11 protein-coding genes are annotated in these 19,960 nt (G+C 72.9%); 4 read left to right on the top strand and 7 right to left on the bottom strand.

Annotated elements, in window-relative coordinates:
* Nucleotides 1-50: 50 nt before the first annotated feature.
* From MBA17_RS13060 to MBA17_RS13050, 3 genes are all read right to left on the bottom strand, one after another.
* The gene (locus MBA17_RS13060) at nucleotides 51-1,088 is read right to left on the bottom strand and encodes a zinc-dependent alcohol dehydrogenase family protein (RefSeq protein WP_238496671.1); all 1,038 of its coding nucleotides are present in this window, start codon (nucleotides 1,086-1,088) and stop codon (nucleotides 51-53) included.
* A gap of 654 nt (nucleotides 1,089-1,742) precedes the next feature.
* Complete coding sequence (locus MBA17_RS49410) at nucleotides 1,743-2,705, bottom strand: AAA family ATPase (RefSeq protein WP_455432758.1); 963 nt, start codon at nucleotides 2,703-2,705, stop codon at nucleotides 1,743-1,745.
* A gap of 1,310 nt (nucleotides 2,706-4,015) precedes the next feature.
* The gene (locus MBA17_RS13050) at nucleotides 4,016-4,396 is read right to left on the bottom strand and encodes a hypothetical protein (RefSeq protein WP_238496669.1); all 381 of its coding nucleotides are present in this window, start codon (nucleotides 4,394-4,396) and stop codon (nucleotides 4,016-4,018) included.
* A gap of 213 nt (nucleotides 4,397-4,609) precedes the next feature.
* Here MBA17_RS13050 and MBA17_RS13045 point away from each other — a divergent pair, with 213 nt between their 5' ends.
* Genes MBA17_RS13045 through MBA17_RS13035 form a run of 3 tightly spaced genes read left to right on the top strand, consistent with a single transcriptional unit; the run spans nucleotide 4,610 to nucleotide 10,810 of the window.
* Complete coding sequence (locus tag MBA17_RS13045; protein ID WP_238496668.1) at nucleotides 4,610-5,830, top strand: hypothetical protein; 1,221 nt, start codon at nucleotides 4,610-4,612, stop codon at nucleotides 5,828-5,830.
* Nucleotides 5,820-7,811 carry a hypothetical protein gene (locus MBA17_RS13040; RefSeq protein WP_238496667.1) on the top strand — a complete coding sequence of 664 codons (1,992 nt, stop codon included), beginning with the start codon at nucleotides 5,820-5,822 and terminating at the stop codon, nucleotides 7,809-7,811. The genes MBA17_RS13045 and MBA17_RS13040 overlap by 11 nt, the downstream gene beginning before the upstream one ends.
* Nucleotides 7,808-10,810, top strand: a complete 3,003-nt coding sequence (locus MBA17_RS13035; protein ID WP_238496666.1) for a coiled-coil domain-containing protein — start codon at nucleotides 7,808-7,810, stop codon at nucleotides 10,808-10,810. Before MBA17_RS13040 ends, MBA17_RS13035 begins: the two co-directional genes overlap by 4 nt.
* A gap of 302 nt (nucleotides 10,811-11,112) precedes the next feature.
* On the opposite strand, the gene MBA17_RS13030 is transcribed toward MBA17_RS13035, so the two are convergent.
* The 3 genes from MBA17_RS13030 to MBA17_RS13010 all read right to left on the bottom strand — a co-directional run bounded on the left by MBA17_RS13030 (nucleotide 11,113) and on the right by MBA17_RS13010 (nucleotide 17,304).
* Nucleotides 11,113-11,745 carry a Uma2 family endonuclease gene (locus tag MBA17_RS13030; RefSeq protein ID WP_238496665.1) on the bottom strand — a complete coding sequence of 211 codons (633 nt, stop codon included), beginning with the start codon at nucleotides 11,743-11,745 and terminating at the stop codon, nucleotides 11,113-11,115.
* 255 nt (nucleotides 11,746-12,000) lie between these two features.
* Nucleotides 12,001-16,176 carry an AAA family ATPase gene (locus MBA17_RS49405; protein WP_274385288.1) on the bottom strand — a complete coding sequence of 1,392 codons (4,176 nt, stop codon included), beginning with the start codon at nucleotides 16,174-16,176 and terminating at the stop codon, nucleotides 12,001-12,003.
* Nucleotides 16,177-17,304 (bottom strand): exonuclease SbcCD subunit D, encoded by a 1,128-nt coding sequence (locus MBA17_RS13010; RefSeq protein ID WP_238496664.1) that lies wholly within the window; start codon nucleotides 17,302-17,304, stop codon nucleotides 16,177-16,179. It lies immediately after the preceding gene.
* 181 nt (nucleotides 17,305-17,485) lie between these two features.
* Between MBA17_RS13010 and MBA17_RS13005 the strand changes: the two genes are divergently transcribed.
* Complete coding sequence (locus MBA17_RS13005) at nucleotides 17,486-18,988, top strand: alpha/beta hydrolase family protein (protein ID WP_238496663.1); 1,503 nt, start codon at nucleotides 17,486-17,488, stop codon at nucleotides 18,986-18,988.
* On the opposite strand, the gene MBA17_RS13000 is transcribed toward MBA17_RS13005, so the two are convergent.
* Entirely contained in the window at nucleotides 18,961-19,917 is a 957-nt protein-coding gene (locus MBA17_RS13000) for an alpha/beta hydrolase (RefSeq protein ID WP_238496662.1), read from the bottom strand. The genes MBA17_RS13005 and MBA17_RS13000 overlap by 28 nt on opposite strands.
* Between the last annotated feature and the right edge of the window lie 43 nt (nucleotides 19,918-19,960).

Genomic DNA, 19,960 nt, shown 5'->3' with positions numbered 1-19,960 from the left:
CTCGCGGGGTACGGCCGGCATTCCGGTGATGTCCGTCCCCCAGGGCGGGGTCAGGGCCGGATGAGGACCTTGAGCGCCGTACGCCGGTCCATGGCGCGGTAGGCATCGGGAACCTCGTCGAGATCCATGGTGCGGTCGAAGACCTTGCCCGGCTGCACGGCGCCCTCCAGCACTCCCGGCAACAGTTCCTCGATGTAGGCGCGGACGGGAGCGGGGCCGCCGGTCAGGGTGATGTTCGGCCCGAAAAGGCTGGCGAACCCGACCGGCGCGTCGTCGTACTGCGGCACCCCGACCCGGGAGATCACACCACCGGGACGGACGATGCCGACGGCCTGCTCGTAGGCAGGCATGTGCCCGACCGCCTCCACGACCTTGGCGGCGCCGTACCCGCCGGTGAGCTCACGGACCTCGGCGATGCCCTCCTCGCCGCGTGCGGCGACCACGTCGGTGGCGCCGAACTCCCGCCCCAGGTCGGTGCGGGCCTTGTGGCGGCCCATCAGGACGATCTGCTCGGCGCCGAGCTGCTTGGCCGACAGCACGGCCAGCAAGCCCACCGCCCCGTCGCCGATCACAGCGACGGTGTCGCCCGGACCCACGTCTGCGCGTTTGGCCGCGTGGTACCCCGTCCCGTACACATCCGACAGGGTCAGCAGCCCTGGCAGCAGCGCCGAGTCCTCGGCCACGGGTGCCTTGACCAGGGTCCCGTCGGCCAAGGGGACGCGTACGGCTTCGGCCTGGCCTCCGCCGACCCCGTCCACGGCCCAGAATCCGCCGTGCAGGCAGGAGGTCTGCAGGCCCTCCCTGCAGAACTCGCAGGTGCCGTCCGACCAGGCGAACGGGGCGATCACGAAGTCACCGCGGCGCAGCGTGACGACCTCGGAGCCGACGTCCTCGACCACGCCGACGAACTCGTGGCCTATCGGGCTGCCCTCGGAGGTGGCGGGCAGGGTGTGGTACGGATGCAGGTCCGAACCGCACACACAGGAGCGGACGACCCGCACCAGCGCGTCGGTCGGCTCCTGGAGCACCGGGTCGGGGATCTGCTCGATCCGCACGTCACCGGCCCCGTAAATGAATGTCGCGCGCATATCGCTCCAGCTGAAATCACATCGAAACTCCCCTACCCAGACGCTGAGCGTCCGGTAAGGGCCGGCCCCTTGCTGCCGGTCCAACTCCAGCAAACGTTGTTTTACCGACCAGCGGGAGTCACTGCCGTTCCAGGTAACGGCAGTACCTGTCTGGCATCGAAGTCACACACGCCCCCGAGACCGCCACCAACGCGACGGCGATCAGCCGTCAGCCCGCGTTGTCCTTCTGCCGTATCCGCCTGCCCCCAGGAGGGTGCGCGCGTGCAGCCGGCGACGGGGGCGGCGCAGCGCGGGAGTACGGCGGGCGACGATGGCACGGACGGCATCACTGCGACGCCATGCCTCGTCCGCGTCGAGCGGGGTCACCTCATCCAGAGAGAATCCCGCAAAGTTCGAAATATCAGCCAACGGCCGGAGATGTGATCTGATCTCCGCCCCGGCGCAGGGCCGCCGCCCAGACCAGGGAGCAGCGGCGTGATCTCCCTGTGCACGTCGAGTCGCACCCTCGGCGCCGTCCACAGCAGCGCGACGGCGAGGGCCAGCGCTCCCCCGCAGCCCAGGACGGCGAGCTCCGGATAGCCCAGCGCGAAACCCGCCGTGTAGAGCAGTGCCGAGCCCGCCGTCGTCCCCTAACCGAGTGGCGTCGGCATCCGGTTACACCCCGGCGAGCGCCTGGGGCACCGGTATTCCCGCCAGGATCTCGCCAACCAGCGCCTCCGCGGTGCGCTCGCGCAGCTCCGCCTCGGGGGTGAGGACGAGGCGGTGCGCGAGCACGGCCACGGCGAGCGCCTTGATGTCCTCGGGCACGACGAAGTGCCGTCCGGCCGCCGCGGCCCGCACCTTGGCGGCCCTGACCAGGGCCAGGCTGGCACGCGGGCTGGCGCCGAGCCTGACCTCCGGCGAGGTGCGGGTCTGCGTGACCAGGCCGACCACGTAGTCGTAGATGGGATCCGCCACGTGGATGCGCGTCGCGAAGTCGATCATCCCCGCGACGTCCGAGGCCCTGGCCACCATCGGCAGCCGCTCGACCTGCGGCCCCGTCGGCATGCCCTTGAGCACCTCGACCTCCGCCGCGTGGTCCGGGTAGCCGACCGAGATCCGCATCAGGAACCGGTCGAGCTGCGCCTCGGGCAGCGGATAGGTGCCGTCCATGTCGACCGGGTTCTGCGTGGCGACCACCAGGAACGGCCTGGGCACGGAGTGCGCCTCGGAGTCGACGGTGACCCGGCGCTCCTCCATGACCTCCAGCAGCGCCGACTGGGTCTTCGGCGAGGCACGGTTGATCTCGTCGCCGAGCACGATGTTGGCGAAGACCGGCCCCTGGTGGAACTCGAACTTCTGCGTCGTCTGGTTGAAGATCGAGACACCGGTGATGTCGGAGGGGAGCAGGTCGGGAGTGAACTGGATCCGCCGCCACTGGGCGTCCACACTCGCCGCGATCGACCGGGCGAGCGTGGTCTTCCCGGTGCCCGGGACGTCCTCGATCAGCAGGTGACCCTCCGAGAACAGGCACACCAGGGCCAGCTCCACGGCCTCCCGCTTGCCCTTGATCACCCGCTCGATGTTCTCCGCCAGCAGGTTGAACCGCTGCGCGAACTGCTCCGCCAGCGCCGCCACCTCACCCTGCGCCGGCGGCGGCGGAGCGGCCGGCGTGCGGTACTGCTGCGGGTCGGCGTTCCCGGCGGAGCCGTAGGAGTCGGCGCCGTAAGGGCTCGGCTGCGAGGTGTAGGAGGTGTCGGAGGGAATCCCGTAGGAGGCGGCGGGGTCGCCGCCGTAGCTCTTGGACTCGCCGCCGTAGGACGGGGAGCCGCCGGCCGTGGGGTCGACGCCGTAGGACGGGGTACCGCCGGCGGCGGGGTCGACGCCGTAGGACGGGGTACCGCCGGCGGCGGGGTCGACGCCGTAGGACGGGGAGCCGCCGGCCGTGGGGTCGACGCCGTAGGACGGGGTACCGCCGGCGGCGGGGTCGACGCCGTAGGACGGCGGGCTGTGCGGCGCCGCGTCCTTGCCGTAGCCGGGGTCGGGCTGGGAGCGGTAGCTCTCGGGGCTCTGCGGCTGTCCCTGGTACGACGGGGCGTCGCCGTACTGGCCGGGCTGTCCCTGGCCGTACGACGGGGCGCCGGCGGGCGGGGCGGCTTGTGCGGGCGGGGCGGGGGTACGGCGGCCGCTGCCGTCGGCGGCGGGATAGGTGCCGGAGGCCAGGTCGTACCCGCCGGCGGCGGGCGGCTGTGCGGAGTCGGCGGCGAACGCGCCGGTGGACCGCTGGCGGGCCGGATCGGCGGCGTAGCGGTCGGCGGAGTCCTGCTGGCCGTCCGTCGGATACCGGTCCGCCGAGGGCGGCCGGGCCTGGTCGGCCGGGCCGTAACGGTCGGGTGTGGACGGCTGGTCCGGCGAGCCGTAACGGTCGGGGGCGGACGACTGCTCGGGCGTGCCGTAGCGGTCGGGTGTGGGCGACTGCTCGGGCGAACCGTAGGGACCGGGGGCCGGAGGGCGGGTCTGGTCGGGCGTGCCGTACCGGTCGGACGGGGGTGGCGGGTCGGAACGGGGGGAGTCGCCGGCCGGGTAGCCGGGGATGCCGTACGAGACGTTCTGGTCACGGTAGCCGCCGTCACCGCCCGGCCGGGCCTCGTACTTGCCCAGGTTCGCGGTGTCGTAGCCGTTCGGTCCCGATGAGTCGTAACCGGGCTGGCCGGCGCTCCCACCGGGCGGGACGGGCACCGGGTACGCCCCCGTCTGGGCCTGGGCGTCGTAGCCCGTGGCCGGCGCGTTCTGCTCGCCGTACCGGGGCTGCGGGCTGGGGCGGTCGTTCGTGGGGAAGCCCAGCGCGTCGACAGGGCCGGAGGTCTCGCCGGCCCTGACAGTGGATTCCCCGTACGTCTCGCGAGACGTGCCGTTCTCCGGTGTTTGGTTGCTCACTGAGCCCCTCCTCAGTCGTCGCACTGGAACAGCGGGGCGGCCGGGAAGCCACCTCTCGGGGTCGCCATCAGCGTGTCGCTGAGATAGCCGACCCCTCCGTTCCACTCGATGCGGTTCCAGATGTCGCTGGTCTCGCCGCTCTCGCTCTCCTCGTCGAGGAGCAGCACCGTCGAGCCGTCCTCGACGACCTTGAGCTGCCTGCCCTTGGAGCCGGTCCGGGTGATCCGGCCGTCGACCGCGCCCGACAGCCCAGTGGCGTGCACGACGGTCCCGCGCGACTTGCTCCACGACCAGGCGCCCACGTCGGCGGTCGCGGGTTGCGCGCTGGAGATGCCCACGCCGAAGGCGGCCGTGGCGACGACCAGCACTCCGACCACTGTCGTCGCGATCACAGCCGTGGCACGGTCACCCCTTAACTTGGGGATTCTCACCCGTCATTCACCCCACGCGCCCTGAAATGTCCCCCTTTTACCGAGGGTCACCTTAGCGTGCAGCCGAGGGTGGCCGCAGTTAACCCACCAAGACCCCATTTTCCGTACGGCACGCGTCCGCCCGGCCGCTGAGGTGGTCAGGAAATGTCGGCGGCAAGCCTTACGGTAGGGCGCGTGCCCGAGACGAACCACGAGATCACCCTCGACGCCGCGCTGACCGAGGAGGCGGTGCTGGCGACCTACCGGCGCATGTTCGCGGCCCTCGCCAGAGACTCCGGCGCGGTCGTGGACGATCCGGCGCTCGTCGACATCGCCGAGACGCTGTTCGCGGCGTTCGCCGAGGCCGGCGAGGAGTGGCTGACCCACGAGCAGATGCGGCACGCGTGCCGCGCCTACCCCGGCCCGCTGTTCGAGAACCGGCTGCGGGTGCTCAAGAGCCTCGGCGCGATCCGCGAGGTGTTCCCCAAACCCAACCAGCTCCGCCACCGGGCGTCGTTCACCAGCGTCGTCGGCCTGATGTTCGTCCGCCGGATGATGGACGACGGCGGCCAGTCCGAGATGCACCGGCTGCTCGCACTGGAAGACCTCAACGTCGCCGACCCGCGCACCACCATGGAGGAGGCGCGGCAGAGCGCCCACAACCTCGCGCGGGCGTTCCGGCTGTGGGCGCTCGAGCTCATCACGCTCAGCACCGGCACCATCGAGGAGCTGCGGGAGCAGGCGCCGAAGCTGTGGGGGACCGAGGAGATCGCCCGGCGGGCGCAGAGCCTGCACGGCACGATCCTGACCCGCTGGCCCGAGCTCGACCGCACCTGCACCGAGCTCCGCGCGGCCATCTACTCCTACAGCGACGCCTCCCGCCGCGCGGCCGGCCGCCTGGCCGACTCGGCGGGCACCACGCGCAACCTCACCCTGCTGCCGTCCGAGACCTGGCGCACCTTCGCCCAGACCGCCCCCAAGGAGCGGCTCGCGGCGGTGCTCGACGGCTTCGTCTTCGACGCCCCCGCGCCGTGGCACGATCCCGCCGCGATCGTCCGCGCCGTCGACGAGAGCCCGCGTCCCGCCCCGGTCCAGCCGACCCCGCCCCGCTCCGACCTGCCCGACTCCGGCCCGGCGTCTTCCCACGAGGCCGACGCCGCCACCGCGCTCGAACGTCTCACGGCCGTCGCCGAGCAGGCCCTGGCCGGCCGTGACTCGGTTCCCGTGGAGGAGTTGCTGGCGCATCCGGGCGAGTGGGTCTCCGCCCGGCGGCTCCTCGCCGACCTGACCGCCGCCGACCTCCGCCCCGAGCTGCCCTACCGGATCCGCTGGTCCGACGAACTCACCGCCGCTCCCACGACCGAGCCCACCTGGCTCTCCCACGGCCACCTGGAGAGGACCGGCCATGCCGGCTGAGCCCGCCACCTCCCCCCTCTCCCCCGCGCCACGCGCCGCCACCCCGTCCTCGGCCACCCCGTCCTCGGCCTCTCCGCCCTCGGCCGTATCCGCCCGAACCGACACGGCGCGGGTGGCTCATGCCGCCGTCCGGGCGACGGGCCCGCTGTCGCTGACGGCCGGCGTGGCCGCGCCGCCCGGCATGGTACGGCTGGCGCGCAGCGACGGCACCGGGCTGGCGCTGCCGCTGTGGCCTGACGGGGTCACCCCGTCCCTGCTGGAGGAATACCAGGTCAACCCGGTTTCGGCGGAACGGTCCGGAGAAGCGCGGCGGGTGCTCGCGGCATGCCTGAAGTGCTGCTGGAGTGACCACGCCGGTGACCCGTGGCCGGGCGATCCCGCGCCTCTCGACCTGGTCCTCGCGGCCTACCGCGCGCTGATCGGCCGCAACGACGACCTGATGCGCAACTGGGCGATCGGCGCGCTGCGCCGGTTGCACGACTCGGCCTGGGTCATCCTGTCCGGCGCCACCGTCCGTCTCGGCCCACGCTGCGCCACCTGGCCCGCCGAGTCCCACGCCCACCTGCGTGAGCTCGTCCGCCGCCTCCCCGACCCGGAACCCCCCGCCACCCTCACCCTGCCGTTTTCGACTCCCCCGAGACACCTCCCCGTGGCTCCCGGCTCCCACCCTGAGATTCGGACCCCCGAGACCTCGGCACCGGATGCCGCCATCACCGTCGGCCCCCTCCCATCCGTCACCGTCGACGACCCGCCGCCGGATCCCACAACCCCCTCCGACCAGCACGCGGTGGCCCTCATCGGGCACCCGGACGGCCCCGCCGCCGGAAACACGTCACCAGACGACCCCGACCCGCTCCAGGCCACCACGCCCGACGCCGGTCACCTCCCGGCAGCCGACGAGTCCTCCACGGTCCTCGCGTCCGCTACCGGTTTCACCGCCGGGACGGCGGTGAGCGAGGAAGGGTGGGACGACGAGCTGCTCGGCGTCTATGACGAGCGGCGGCGGGCGGAGCTGGTCGCGGCGTTCATGGCCGTGGAGCACGCCGCGGAGCCGGTTCAGGAGGCGCGGTTCGCCGCGCTGCGCGACCCGGCGCTCCGCCGCGGCCTCGCCGACATGCTCGCCAAGCGCGGGCGCACCCTGATCCAGAGCCGCGAACGATGGACCTCCGGCTACGACGACGCCACCGCCGCCGAGGTGGGCACCACGCTGGGCGAGACGGAGCGGGCGGTGCTGGTGCTGGTCCTGGTCCACTCGGTCGCCATCCCCCGGGCGGAAGGGCTGCTGGGCGAGGACACCTGGCTCTCACCGCATCCGACCCCCGTGGACGAGCTGCGCCGCCACACGCAACTGGCGATCGGCGAGCTTGAGGCGGCGTTGCGATCGTTGCGGCACGCCGGGCTGCTCGTCCAGGTCAAGGCCGGGGAGGAGACAGGGGGCTACGTGCCGGGCCCGCAGTTCCACCGGTTCACGCCACGGAGCCGGCGACGTCTCCAGGAGGAGCTGATCCTCGCCGCCGGCCCGCACACCCCGCTGGCGGAAGCCGTACGAGCGAGGCGGAAACCATCCGCGCACGACCTCGCGGCCCGGCCGAGCGCGGCCCAGACGGAAGCGGACCGCCCAGCAGCGGCCCCGGCGAGGGCCGACCGAACGGCAGCGGCCCGGTCAGGGGCAGATCAGGCAGCGGCCGACCGAGCAAGCGCGAACCAGACAGGCGCGAACCGGGCAAGCGCGGACCGCGCAGGGGCGAACCAAGCAAGCATGAACCAAGCAAGCATGAACCAAGCAAGCGCGGACCAAGCAAGCCCGGACCGGAAAATCGCGGACCGGGCAGGAACAGGCCGCGCAGATGCGGACCAGGCAAGCGCGGACCAGGCAAGCGCGGACCAGGCAAGCGCGGACCAGGCAAGCGCGGACCGCGCAGAAGTGGACCGCGCAGGGGTGGAGTCAGAGTTGCGGGGGGATCAGGGGGACATGGCGTGACGCAGGTCGAGAACGTCGTCGGCGACCGGGTGCTGATCGCCGTGCAGGCGGTCAACATCTCCCGGTTGTCCACGCACCCGGTGCCGACGGTCCCCGGGACACTGATCGTGGTGGCCGGCGCGGGCCCGAAGGACTCCAACGGCGCGGGCAAGTCGTCGTTCATCGCGGCGATCACCGCCCTGCTCGGCGACGAGCAGTGGCGTTTCGCCTCGGGCGCGAAGACGGTGTCGGAGCTGCTGTTCAACGCCGAGCTGGCCGCCGGGGCGGGCGGCAGGCAGTGGGCCAGCGCGAGCCACGGCTACATCGTGGGCGTCTTCGACGAGACCACGCCGGGCCGGGCCGTGACGGTGTGGCTGCGGGTCAATCAGGAGGCTCCGCACCTGGAGATCCGCTGGACCGAGGGCGTCTACCTCGCCGCCGCCCCCTCGGAGGCCGAGCGGGTGGCTCGCGCCGACGAGATGTGGCTGACGCTGCCGCGCTCGGCGGGCCGCCGTGACGTGGTGGCCCGCGACCTGACGAAGGTCCTTTACGGCGACCGCGTGCGCTGCGTGTCCTTCCTGTCCACCTCGGTCCGGACGAAGGTGGCCACCAATCTGCTCTCCCAGCCGCTCAACGAGATCTCGCCCGAGCGGGTCTTCGAGGCGGTCGCCGCGCTCACCGGGCTCGACACGGAGCTCGACCAGGAGCGGGAGGCCAGACGCGACGAGCACGCCAGACGGCTGCGGGCTGCCCAGGCGGGCGAGCGGCTGCGGGAGTTCGAGGCGGAGTCCCACGCGCTGCTGGCCACCTTCGACCGCCGCGACCAGGCGAGGGTACGGCTGGCCGACGCGCTGCGCTGCTGGCGGGGGCGGCTGGCCCGCAGGCTCGTCGACGCAGCGGGCCGTGACGCCGCATTCGCCGCCGACCTGGCCAGGCACCAGGCGTCCACCCGCGCCGCGGCCGAGGCGATCGCGGTGGTGAAGGCGGAGATCTCGACGCTGAAGGACGACACGCTCGACCGGGGGCTCGCCGACGCTCGCCGGGAGCACGTCGAGTCACAGTCGCGGATCGCCAGGCTGGAGGCCGACCGCGCCGTGGCGGAGAACTCCGCCGATGAGCTGCGCGGCCGGATTCCGGGGCTGGAGGAGGTCAGGCGGTTCGCCGACGGCCGGGAGGTCCCTGCCGCCGAGCGCGAACTGGCCGAGGCGAGGCAGCGGCTCACCATGGCGCTCAAGGCGCTGGGCGTCGCCGACCGCGAGGCGGAGGGCGCCGCGGCGGCACTCGCCGACGCCGAGGGCGGTCCCGCCGCCGCCCAGCTCGACGCCCTGGCGGCGGCCGGTGTGCCGGCCGCCGGCCTGCTCGACGCGGTCGACGTGGCCGAACAGGCCCGCGATCACGCCGCGGGCGGGTTGCGCGGGTGGCCGCATGAGCACGCGGTGATCGTCGACGCCGGCGCGCTGGAGACGGCGGCCGAGTCGCTGGCCGGGCTTCCCGGATCGGTGCTGGTCAGTTCGGCCGGTGTCACGGTGATCGGCTCCTTCGAGGCGGTGGCGACCGGGCGGGAGGCCCGGATCAAGGCGGCCGAGCAGCGGCTCAACCGGGCACGGGACACCCAGGACGAAGCGGCGGACGTGGTGCGCGAGGCCGAGGAGGGCGTGGCCGAGGCCGCCAGGCGGCTGGAGGGGGCGAAGGCGGCCGTGCAGCTCGCCGACGTCGAACGCCGGCTGACGGGGCGGCGGGAGAGGCTGGCCGAGCTGGCCGGCGCGCTGGCCGAACTCACGCCCAGGGTCACCGAGGCCGAGCGGCGTGCGGCGGCCCTCGACTTCCGTGCCCGGACCCGCGACATGGAGATCGAACGGCTGGAGGACCGCCGCGCGAGACACGAACGCGACCGCGACGACGCCCGCGCCCAGGAGGCCCGCGTCACCGCCGACCGTCAGGCCCTCGCCCTGGAGTCGCTCGCCACCGAGTGGGGCGGCCAGGCGATCGCCACCGCGAAACCCGACGCCGCCGGAGAAGGGGGCCGGGACGAGGCCGCCGCCGACGCCCGCGGGTGGATAGCGGCCCTGCCGGAGGCGGAGCGTCCGCTCACCGCCGAGGAGTGGTGGCGTACGGCGGAGCGGCACCTGGACCGGGCGTTGCGCGACACCTTCCCCGGTGACGACGAGGAGATGCCCGAGGAACTGCGCTACCTCATCCGCGAACGCACCGAGTCAGGCGCCGGCCGTACGGCACGCGAGCAGGCCACCTTCCCCGGGGTGTGCGCCGCGCTCGCCTCCTACCTGCGTGGCCAGGAAGACTACGAGCGGCACCAGCGCCGGCAGATCGAGTCGCAGGTCGCCACCCGGCAACGCGACCTGTCCGCCGCCGACAAGGGAGCCGAGGAGGCCGCGCAGTCCACGGCGGTGCACCGGGCGGCGCTGACCGCGGCGATCCAGTCACGGCTCACCCGCGTCGCCGAGGAGTTCGAGAAACTCGACCTGGCCTACGGCGGTTACGGCGCCACCCTGGAGTTCCCCGTCCCCGCCGCCCCGGCCGATCCCGAGCAGCGGTGGGCGTGGAAGGTCGTCCCCAAGTGGCGGCGCGGCGAGGGCCAGGGCTACGTCCCGTACAACCGCCGCGCCAACACCGCGCTGATGGACGAGAAGGCGGTCAAACTGGTGTGCGCCGCCGCGATCGCGTCCTCCGGCGGCGGCCATCTGTGCCTGGTGCTCGACGAGCTCGGCCGCAACCTCGGCAAGGAGCACCGCCGCGAGGCGGTCGCCCTGTTCAGGCGCATCGGCGAGACGTACGGCATCACCGTGATCGGCGCGCTCCAGGACGACATGGAGCCCTATGCGATCGACGCCTGCGGCCAGTACATCAAACTCCGCCGATCCTCCGACGCCATGCCCTACAACGAGCCTCCCGTGATCGTCGGCCACGACGCGCACGCCGACCGCGTCAGGGAACTGACCGAATACGTCACCCGGACCGGCCACGATCCCTCCCCGCCCGCTGATCCGCCTCCCGGCAACTAGGCCCACGTACGTTCACTTGCTTTCCCCCACCGATCGGCCGGGGGAAAGCGCGTCTTCCCGCCAATCGGCCCGGGGAAGCGCGTCTTCCCGCCGGTCGCGGCGGGAAGGGAATCAGCACCGGGTGAACGCATCCGGCACGCCACGGCCGCCGATCGATGCCGGGAAGCTCTCACCCTCGCGGCACTCGGAGGAACCGGGACCCGGTGAACGCATCCGCTCAAGCCACGAGCGGATCTCGCCCATCCCCGACGTTGCTGCCATCTGACGGCCGCGAGAGACCGCATTCATCCGGAACCCGGAAATCAACCGGTGGTTTGGCGCGGACCCACCAGTGCCGCCGGGTCGAAGCTGATCTCGTACGGCTCGGTCAGCGACAGGATCTGGCCTGCCCGAGCGGACGCGATCGGCATCGGCCGGCCCTCCTTGGCCGCGAACACCTCCACGTACGGCATGACGCCGTCGCCATGCAGCTCGACCCGCATGAACACCGGCACCCCGGCGGCGGCGTAGGAGGCGGGCTTGATGATGTAATCACGTTTGCGGTTGCTCGGGCTGACGATCTCGACGGTCATGACCACATCGCCCACGTCCAGCACTGCGGCATCCGAGAGCATCACATCGGACCATCCAACAACGATGTCTGGAATGAATCCCTCATCCCCGACGCGCATGTTGGCCGCCTCGACGACTTCCATATCGGGCGGCGCGGAGGCCAGCAGCAGAGCCGCCAGCCGGTGGGCACAGATGGCATGCGCCAGAGCAGGGGCCGTGCTCACCCAAAAGCTCCCATCGATGAATTCGACGCGTTCCCGGGTCTCGGGGAACGCCAGCCAGTCCTCGATCGTGTAGGGCCCTGAGATGTTCGGGAACAAGGACACCGGAGGCGGCAGCGGCGGAGCCTCTGGTTGCGCGCTCATGTCATCCTCACTCTCCACATCTCCCAGTGTGGCACCACATGCGGAGAAGTGACCATACGTGACTTCACACGTCGAGTCCGTGACGGAGATACAAGCATAAGCATACCGTCGCCATGCAAACACGGAAAGTATTCATGTCGAGGCACGGCAGACGGGCCGTGTGTCTGGATTCGCCAGTTGGTCCCTGCGGTGCGGGCGTTGGCGATGCCGGTGGTCCATCAGCAAGGTAGGGAGAGTCTGAGCCCGGCCGTCAGCCTACGGAGGCGAACGCGGTCAGACGCGGATGGAGAGGGTGGAGCCGGAGCGGTGTTTGGTGATGGAGAGCTGGGCCGGGATGCGGGTGCGGAGTTCGGCGACGTGGCTGACGATGCCGACGGCCCGGCCGCCGTCACGTAGGTCGTCGAGGATGTCGAGGACGTCGTCGAGGGTGTCCTCGTCGAGGGTGCCGAAGCCCTCGTCGACGAAGAGGGTGCCGATCTCGGCGCCGCCCGCCTCGGCGGTCACCACGTCGGCCAGGCCGAGGGCGAGGGCCAGGGAGGTCACGAAGCTCTCACCGCCGGACAGCGTGGCGGGGTCGCGGTCGACGCCGGTCCAGCCGTCGAGCACGCGCAGGCCGAGCCCGCCGCCGGATCGCTTGCGGCTGCCGGCGGTCTTCCTGATGTCGTACTCCAGGAGGTAACGCCCGCCGGACATGTGGTCGAGCCGCTCGTTGGCCGCGTCGACGACCTGCCGCAGCCGTTCACCGAGCACGTAGGAGGAGAGCCGTATGTCCAGCGCGTTGTCCGCGGAGGTGCCGCCGGCGAGCTCGGCCAGCTGCCTGGCCACCCCATGGCGCTCCTCGGCCGGTAGCCATTCCGCCTGCCGCCGGTCGAGTTCGGCCACCAGCTCGGCGAGCTGCCCGCGGCGGTGCAGCGCCTGGTCGCGCAGGGACGTACGGCCGGCGTGCAGGCCCTCGGCCGTCTCGTGCTCCTCGATCAGCGCGGGGAGGTCGGGTTCCGGCTCCGCCGCCGCGGCGACGAGCTCGGGGTCGGCCAGCAGGCCCGCGACCGCGGCGGCCTCGGCGTCGAGCGCCCGGAGCCGCTCGGTCATGGCCGCGCGCTCCTCCGCCGGACGGGCGGCGGCCTGGGCCTCACCGGCGCTGCCGAACCCGGCGTCGATCGCGGCCTCCGCCGCCTCCGCGGTGGTGCTCTCGGCCTCCGCGGCGGCCGTCCTGGCGAGCCCGGCGGTCTCGGCGGCCTCGCGCAGCAACGCGGCCTCGTCGGCCAGCCGCTCCAGACGCGCGGTCAGCGTGCGGTCCTCGCCCCTGGCCGCGTCGAGCCGTCGCCTGAGCCGCTCGGCCTCGGCCCCGGCCTGGTCCCGGTGCGTACGGCTCGCCGCCAGCTCCCGGTCGATCTCCCGGCTCTCCCGCTCCAGCTCGGCGATCTCCCCGGCCAGCCGCGCCACCTCGGCCCCGGCCTCCTCCTCACCCGCCGCGGCCTCCCGAAGCCCGGCGAGCATCTCCTCGGCCTCCGCCAGCACCCCGGCGGCACCGGCCTCGGTCTGCTCCTGCGCATCCGAGCCCGGGAGCGGCGACCGCGCCGCGAGCAGAGGTACGGCGGCGCGGGCCTCCTCGTGGGCGGCGGCGGTTTCGGCCAGGCGGGTGGCGGCGGTGATGGCGGTGGCGAGGTGGGCGGACTCGGTGGTGAGCCGGTCACGGCGGTCCTGAACGGTGGGGTCGTCGCCACGGGCCGCTTCGAGGCGGCGGGTGAGACGGTCGAGCTCGGACCGCACCTCGAATCGGCGGGCGGCGATCTCGGCGAGCGCCCGGTCGACCTCGGCCGCCCGCTCCCGGGCCTCCCCCAGGGCGTGCTCGGCGCGGGTCGCCTCGTCGGCCAGGCCGGTGGCCAGGTCGTCGAGCGCGGCCAGCCGTACGAGCTCGTTCTCGGCGGAGGTGGCGGCGGTCCGCGCCGCCTCCCGCGTGGTGTTCCCCGCGGTGGCCGCGGCGTCCTGGAGCCGGGCGGCGAGGGCCGCCGACCGGCTCTCGGCGGACTGCCGGTCGTCCTGAGCCGACAGGTAGCGCGCCTCGGCCGCCGCCTCGTCGTCGGCCACGGACACGGTCGTCGGAGCGGCGGGCGCGGGGTGATCGCCGGAGCCGCAGACCACGCACGGTTCCCCCGGGACCAGGCCGCCGGCCAGCTCGCCCGCCATCCCGTCGATCCGCGCCTGGCGGGCCTCGAGGAAACGGTCGCGCAGTTCCTGGGCCAGATCGGTCGCCGCCACGCGGGCCTGTTCCGCCTCGGCGAGCTCGGCGGTCAGGGAGTCGCGCAGCTCGGCCGTCTCCAGCAGCCGGTGAGCCGCCTGGCAGGCGCTCTGCACGGCCGGCAGCGCCGACGTCTGCGCGCGCAACGCCCCGAGCCGCTCACCCAGCTCGGTCAGCCGGGTGGGCAGTTCGGCGACGGCGGCTCGCGCGGCGACCTCCCGATCGGCGAAATCCGCCAGCTCGGTCTCCACCCCGGCGAGCCGGACGCGCAGGTCATCGGCTCGTTCCTCGTCGGCGCGCAACGGCGCGAGGGCCGCCAGGTCGTCCCGGACGGCCCGCTCCAGCCCTGTCAGATGCTCGCGCACCGCCCCTGCCGTCGATCCGTGGCCGTCCGCTCCGGGAAAGGCGAGGATCTGGGCGAGGTCGTCACCGGCGGCGGCGAGACCGTCTCCCGCCCCGGACAGGACGTGGGTGTTTGCGAGATCGCCACCAGCGGCGAGACCGCCCTCCGCTCCGGGCAGAGCGACGGCGAGAGCCTCCGCGAGATCATCACCGGCGGCGGCGAGGTCGGCGGCGAGACGGTCGCGGCGGCGGACCGCCACCAGGACCCTGGACGCGGTGTCGCGGGCCGCGCCGGCTGCGGGTATGCCGGCTGCGGCCCGGCGCGCGGCCTCCCATCGTCGCTCGGCCTCCCCCCGCCGCCCGGGCAGCAGCGCCAGGCTTCCGGCCACCACGGCCTCGCGCGAGACCAGCTCATCCACGGACGCCTCGGCCTGCGCGAGCTCACCCCGCAGCACCGACCAGCGTTCCTCCTCCGCGCGTAACCCGTCGAGGCGGGCGATCTCGTCCAGGCGCCCACGTTCGAGTACGGCGAGCTCCTCGGGCCCGGTCTCCCCCGCCACGAGCCCCGCCGGCGAGTGGCCCCGCCCTTCGTCCTGCTGCGAGCCGGGAACGGCGGTGACCGCTGGGGAGACTGACGGAGGAAGCAGTGGAATGGCTCGGGAAAGTGCGTCGGCGGCGAGACGGCGTGCTTTCGCCGCGGTCTCCGCGCGGTGTTCGGCACGTTGGACGAACGGGACGACGCGGCCGGCGCGGAAGGACTCGTCGAGGAGGGCTTCGAGGTCGGCGCGCTCCTCGGCGGTCCGGTCGAGGGCGGACCTGCGAGCGAGCGCCTCGGTGTGGCGGTGCCGGCGGGCGGCGAGGACACGTCCGTCTTCGAGCCGCGCACGGGCGGCCTTGAGGACGATCTCGCTCGCCGTACCGGACTCGCTCGCCTCGGCGAGGGTCTCGTCGGCGGCGGCCAGCACCGCGCGGGCCCAGGCAGCCGGATCTTCACGTGCCGACACGTCAGGGACAGCGCCGCCGCGGAACGCGCCATCGGGGGCGACCTGCGCGGGAACCAGGGCGGAGCCCGCGGAGGCGGCCGGGATCGCACCGTCCGGGGCGATGGGAGCGCGGACCGCGTCGGCATGACCGGAGGCGGCAGGGACCGTGCCGTCGAGGGCGTCACGGCCCGTGGCGTCGAGGGCGGGGTCGGGGAGGCCGGCGGCGCCGCGGATGCGGTCGGCCACCGAGTCGACGGCCTGGCGGAGCTCCTGCTGTTCGCGCCAGGTCTGGGTGCGGTGGTCGGCCAGCCAGCGCTCCATCTGGCTGAAGATCTTCACGGCGAAGAGGCGTTCGAGCAGGGCGCGGCGCTCATCGCCGTCAGCACGGAGAAATCTGGCGAAATCACCCTGTGGGAGCATCGCGACCTGGCAGAACTGGTCGGCGTTCATTCCCAGCAGGCCGCCGACGAGATCGCCGGTCTCGTCGGCGCGGGTGGAGAGGGTCGTCCAGTCGCCCGATGGGGTGAGCTCCTCGGCCCAGACCTTGGCCTTCTCCTCGATCAGGCCCTCTCCCCTGCGCTTGGGACGCTGCCAGACGGGGGAACGGGTGAGCCGGAGGCGGCGGCCCCGGACGGTGACGTCGAGCACCACGCGGGGGCCGGTGCCGGCGGGGGCGTGGTCGCAACGCAGGCGCCTGGCGTTGTCACGCTGGCCGGGCACATGGCCGTAGAGGGCGTAGCAGACGGCGTCGAGCACGGTGGTCTTGCCCGCGCCCGTGGGTCCGTGGATGAGGAACAGGCCGGCCTCGCCGAGGGCGTCGAAGTCGACGGTCTCCTCGCCGGGAAAGGACCCGAAGGCGGTCAGCGTGAGACGGTGCAGACGCATCTACGCCGTCGCCTCCTTGAGCCTGCACGCCTCGACGGCCTGTTCGAACAGCCGCCGCTCGGCGTCGTCGGCGGCCTCGCCGCGCACCTCGCGGACGAAGTCGAGCGCCACGTCGATCTCCGGCCGCCCGGCGAGCCTGGGCCGCGCGACCGGCTCCCGCGCCCCGCCCTCCGGCTCGAAGCCGAGCGACAGCGTGTGCGGGAAGCGCTGCCTGAGCCGGTCCATCGCGCCCTTGGGGCGGACCGGGTCGGTCAGCACGACCTGCAGCCAGTGATCCTCATGACGTGCGTGCTCCGGCGCCGCCAGCAGCCCCTCGATCGGCCCGCGAATCCTGGCCACGGGGCGCGGTACGGGCGCGGGCACGAACTCGGCCCCATCCAGCCCGGATGGTCCGAGGCCGACCAGCCACGAGCCCTTGAGGTGGCCGGCCTCGGAGAATGAGTAGGCGAGCGGCGATCCGGAGTAGCGGACGCTCTCGCTCATGCGCTGACGGCCGTGGAGGTGGCCGAGCGCGACGTAGTCGACCCCGTCGAACACCGACAGCGGCACGTGGGCGACCCCGCCGACGCTGATGTCGCGCTCGCTGTCGCTGGCCTGCCCGCCGGTCACGAACGCGTGGGCGAGCACCACCGAGCGGCCGCCGCGACGCGGCAGGTCGGCCCTGATCAGCGACATCGCGTGGGCGACGGCGGCGGTGTGGCTGCGCTCCGCCAGCTCCCACGGGCCGCGCACCAGCTCCGGCTCCAGGTAGGGGATGCCGTAGAACGCGACGTCACCGACGATCACGGGGGCCGCCACCGACGCGGGGTCCGTACGCAGGTGGACGCCGCCCGCGTCGATCAGCCCCGCGCCGAATCCCAGCCGCCGGGCGGAGTCGTGGTTGCCGCTGATCAGCATCACCCTGGCCCCGGCGTCGACCAGCCGGGTCAGCGCCTCGTTGCACAACGCCACGGCGTCGACCGGCGGGAGGGCCCGGTCGTAGACGTCGCCGGAGACGGCCACGACGTCGACCCGCTGCTCGGTGACGGTCTCCACCAGGTGGTCGACGAACGCCGCCTGGGCCGCGAGAAGGCTCTCGCGGTGGAAGGACCGGCCGAGATGCCAGTCGGAGGTGTGCAGCACCCGCATTCGCAGGAAGCTAACAGGTCCCAGCGACAATTTCGGCCGCTCCGGCAACGAAGTCTCACATTCGTTTCCCCGTGGCTACAACGGCTACGCGCGTCCGCGCGCGAGAGTACGCTGGAAGATCGTAGGGAACATTAACGACATTGAGCCGTCACGGAGTCAGGCGTTGCGGGGAGCGGTTCGGATGCGGACTGGGCGTGGCGCGCTGGGCGTTGCCGGCGGATTGGTGCTGGTCGTCCTCGCGGCCGTGGGTTATGCGCTGCCCCCGTCCTTCGATCCGCCGCCGCTGAAACCCGACAAGGCGTTCACCGCGCTGCCCGCCCAGCCGACCGCCGAGATCGCTCAGGTGCCGGTCACCGGCCCGATCAGCATCGAGACGGTCAGCATCCCGGCGAAGGGCACCGACCTGCTGGCCACCATCTGGGTGCCGCTGCGGCCGGGACCTCATCCCGCGATGGTGTTCGTGCAGGGCTCGGGGTCGAGCGCGGGATCGGAGTTCGCCGCCCAGGCCGAGTGGCTGGCCAAGGCGGGCATCATGACGTTGTCCTGGGACAAGCGGACCGTCGGCTACTCCTTCCGCAGCCGCGACTTCGCGCTGCTCGCCGACGACGCGCTGCGCATGGTCCGGCATCTGGGCAAGCGGCCTGACGTCGACCACAGCAGGATCGGCCTGTGGGGGGTCAGCGAGGGCACCTGGGTGGTCCCGATCGCGGCGCAGGCGAGCAAGGAGATCGGCTTCGCGGTGATGGTGTCGGCGCCCAACGTCTCGCCGATGCGGCAGGTCGCGTGGGCGCTCAACGAGCAGCTCCTGCGGCTGTACGCGCCGGTCGGCGTACGCGACCTGCTGGCCCGCGCGATGGGGGTGGTCGATTTCGACTTCCTGCGCCACGATCCGGTGCCGCCGCTGAAGAAGGTCACCCAGCCGGTCCTCTCGCTGTACGGCACCATGGATCCCTCGATCCCGTTCGTCGAGAGCACCCAGACGCTCATGACCTCGCTCGCGGCGGGCGGCAACGACGACTACACCATCCGCTTCCTCGGCGGCGCGGACCACGCGATGCGCGTCCACGGCGGCGGCGGCCGGTACGCACCGGGTTACCTGGAGACGCTGGCCAACTGGATCTACGGGCTTCCGAAGTCGGGGCAGCCCGCAGACGGCGTGCGGATGGCCGGGGCGACGCCGGTGCAGCGCTTCCAGGCCAGTGACGTCCCCGTCGCGCCGTGGTACGCCGGGGGCACCGTGCTCGGGCTGGCGCTGTGCCTGGCCGCCGTCGGTTACGTGGCGGGCCCGGTCGCGGAGCTGGTCGTACGGCTGCGCGGGCGGACCACCCCGGCCGAGACCAACGCCCGCCTGTGGCCGCCGATCAGGCGCAGGCTGCGCCGGATGGCCTGGACCGGGCTCGGGCTGCTGCTCTCGGTGGTGGCGTTCATCACGCTGCTGGTGCTGTTCTCGATCCACCAGGCGGGCGCGTGGCCCGCCGTGCTGGCCGGCTGGCTGGTCGTCAGGGTGCTGGCGGTGCTGATCCTGTTCCAGGAGGTCACCGCGGTGGCCGCGGTGGTGTCCGGGCTGCGCGAGGGCTGGCAGCCGAGCCGCTGGCAGCACGTGGCCATCGCCGGCGTGCTGGGCGGCACGGGCCTGCTCCTCGCCTTCGCCGCCTACTACGGGCTGTTCTCGTTCCCCTGGTAGCAGCGCATCCAGCGGTCCATCTCGGCGAACACCTGCTTGCGTACCGGCTCGGCGGACAGCACCAGGTCGTGGATGCCGCCGGGCACCCGCACGCAGGTGACGTGACCGCCGATCCTGGTGGCCCAGCGCGCCATGTGGTCGGGGTCGAGCACGATGTCCGCGCCGTGCGCCTCGGGGGCGAAGTCGCGCATCCGCAGTCCCTTGTCCGCGCAGAGGACCAGCACGGGCACGTCCACCTGGAGCCCGGCGTGCAGCCGCCGCTGGGCGCGCCGGACGGCGGCGAGCCACACCGCGTGCACGGGGAACCCGATGAGCGGCTTCCACGTCAGGTCGTAGTCCCATTCGCCGTTGTGGGTGCGGTGCAGGCTCGTGCCGTACGCCGTGGCCACGCCCATGGGGAGTACGGCGCGCGCGGGCGCCCGGGAGAGGGGGCCCTTGATGAGGTCGGCGACGGCGCGCATGAACGTGGGCACGTTCAGGTCGAGGAACGGGCTGTTGAGGACCAGCCCCTGCACCTTGCCGCTGCCGCGGACCCGGTCGGCCCACAGGGCGGCGATCAGCCCGCCGGTCGAGTGGCCGTTGAGGGTGAGGGTCCGGTTGCCGTCGACCTCGCGGATGACGCGGACGGCCTCGTCGATCTCGGGGAAGTAGTCGGTGAGGCTGCGGACCAGGGCCGGGGTCTGGTGCGGGAGCAGGGACCGGCCGTACTTGCGCAGGTCCAGGGCGTAGAAGTCGATGCCCTGGCCGGTGAAGTGGTCGGCGAGGTGGGTCTGGAAGAAGTAGTCGGTGAAGCCGTGGACGTAGAGGACGGCCCGTCGCGACGGTTCGGGCGCCCGGCGGCGCACCAGTGTGGCGACCACCTCGCCCTCGTCGTCGCGTCCCATCGGGAGGACGGTCGCCTCGTAGTCGGGGCCGAGGAGATCGCGCATGGCTGTCACGCTAACCGGTGACCGGTTCATCCGCATCCGTACG

It is taken from the genome of Dolomitihabitans soli (assembly GCF_022213955.1).
Taxonomy (GTDB): Bacteria; Actinomycetota; Actinomycetes; order Streptosporangiales; family Streptosporangiaceae; genus Streptosporangium_A; species Streptosporangium_A soli.
The sequence above is the reverse complement of the archived record's forward strand: the minus strand, read 5'-3'. Positions and strand labels throughout refer to the sequence as shown.

Coding starts and splice junctions, on each gene's coding strand:
- MBA17_RS13060 (WP_238496671.1), bottom strand. CDS start 1,088: ATGCGCGCGACATTCATTTACGGGGCCGGTGACGTGCGGATCGAGCAG.
- MBA17_RS13040 (WP_238496667.1), top strand. CDS start 5,820: ATGCCGGCTGAGCCCGCCACCTCCCCCCTCTCCCCCGCGCCACGCGCC.
- MBA17_RS49405 (WP_274385288.1), bottom strand. CDS start 16,176: ATGCGTCTGCACCGTCTCACGCTGACCGCCTTCGGGTCCTTTCCCGGC.
- MBA17_RS13010 (WP_238496664.1), bottom strand. CDS start 17,304: ATGCGGGTGCTGCACACCTCCGACTGGCATCTCGGCCGGTCCTTCCAC.
- MBA17_RS13005 (WP_238496663.1), top strand. CDS start 17,486: ATGCGGACTGGGCGTGGCGCGCTGGGCGTTGCCGGCGGATTGGTGCTG.
- MBA17_RS13000 (WP_238496662.1), bottom strand. CDS start 19,917: ATGCGCGATCTCCTCGGCCCCGACTACGAGGCGACCGTCCTCCCGATG.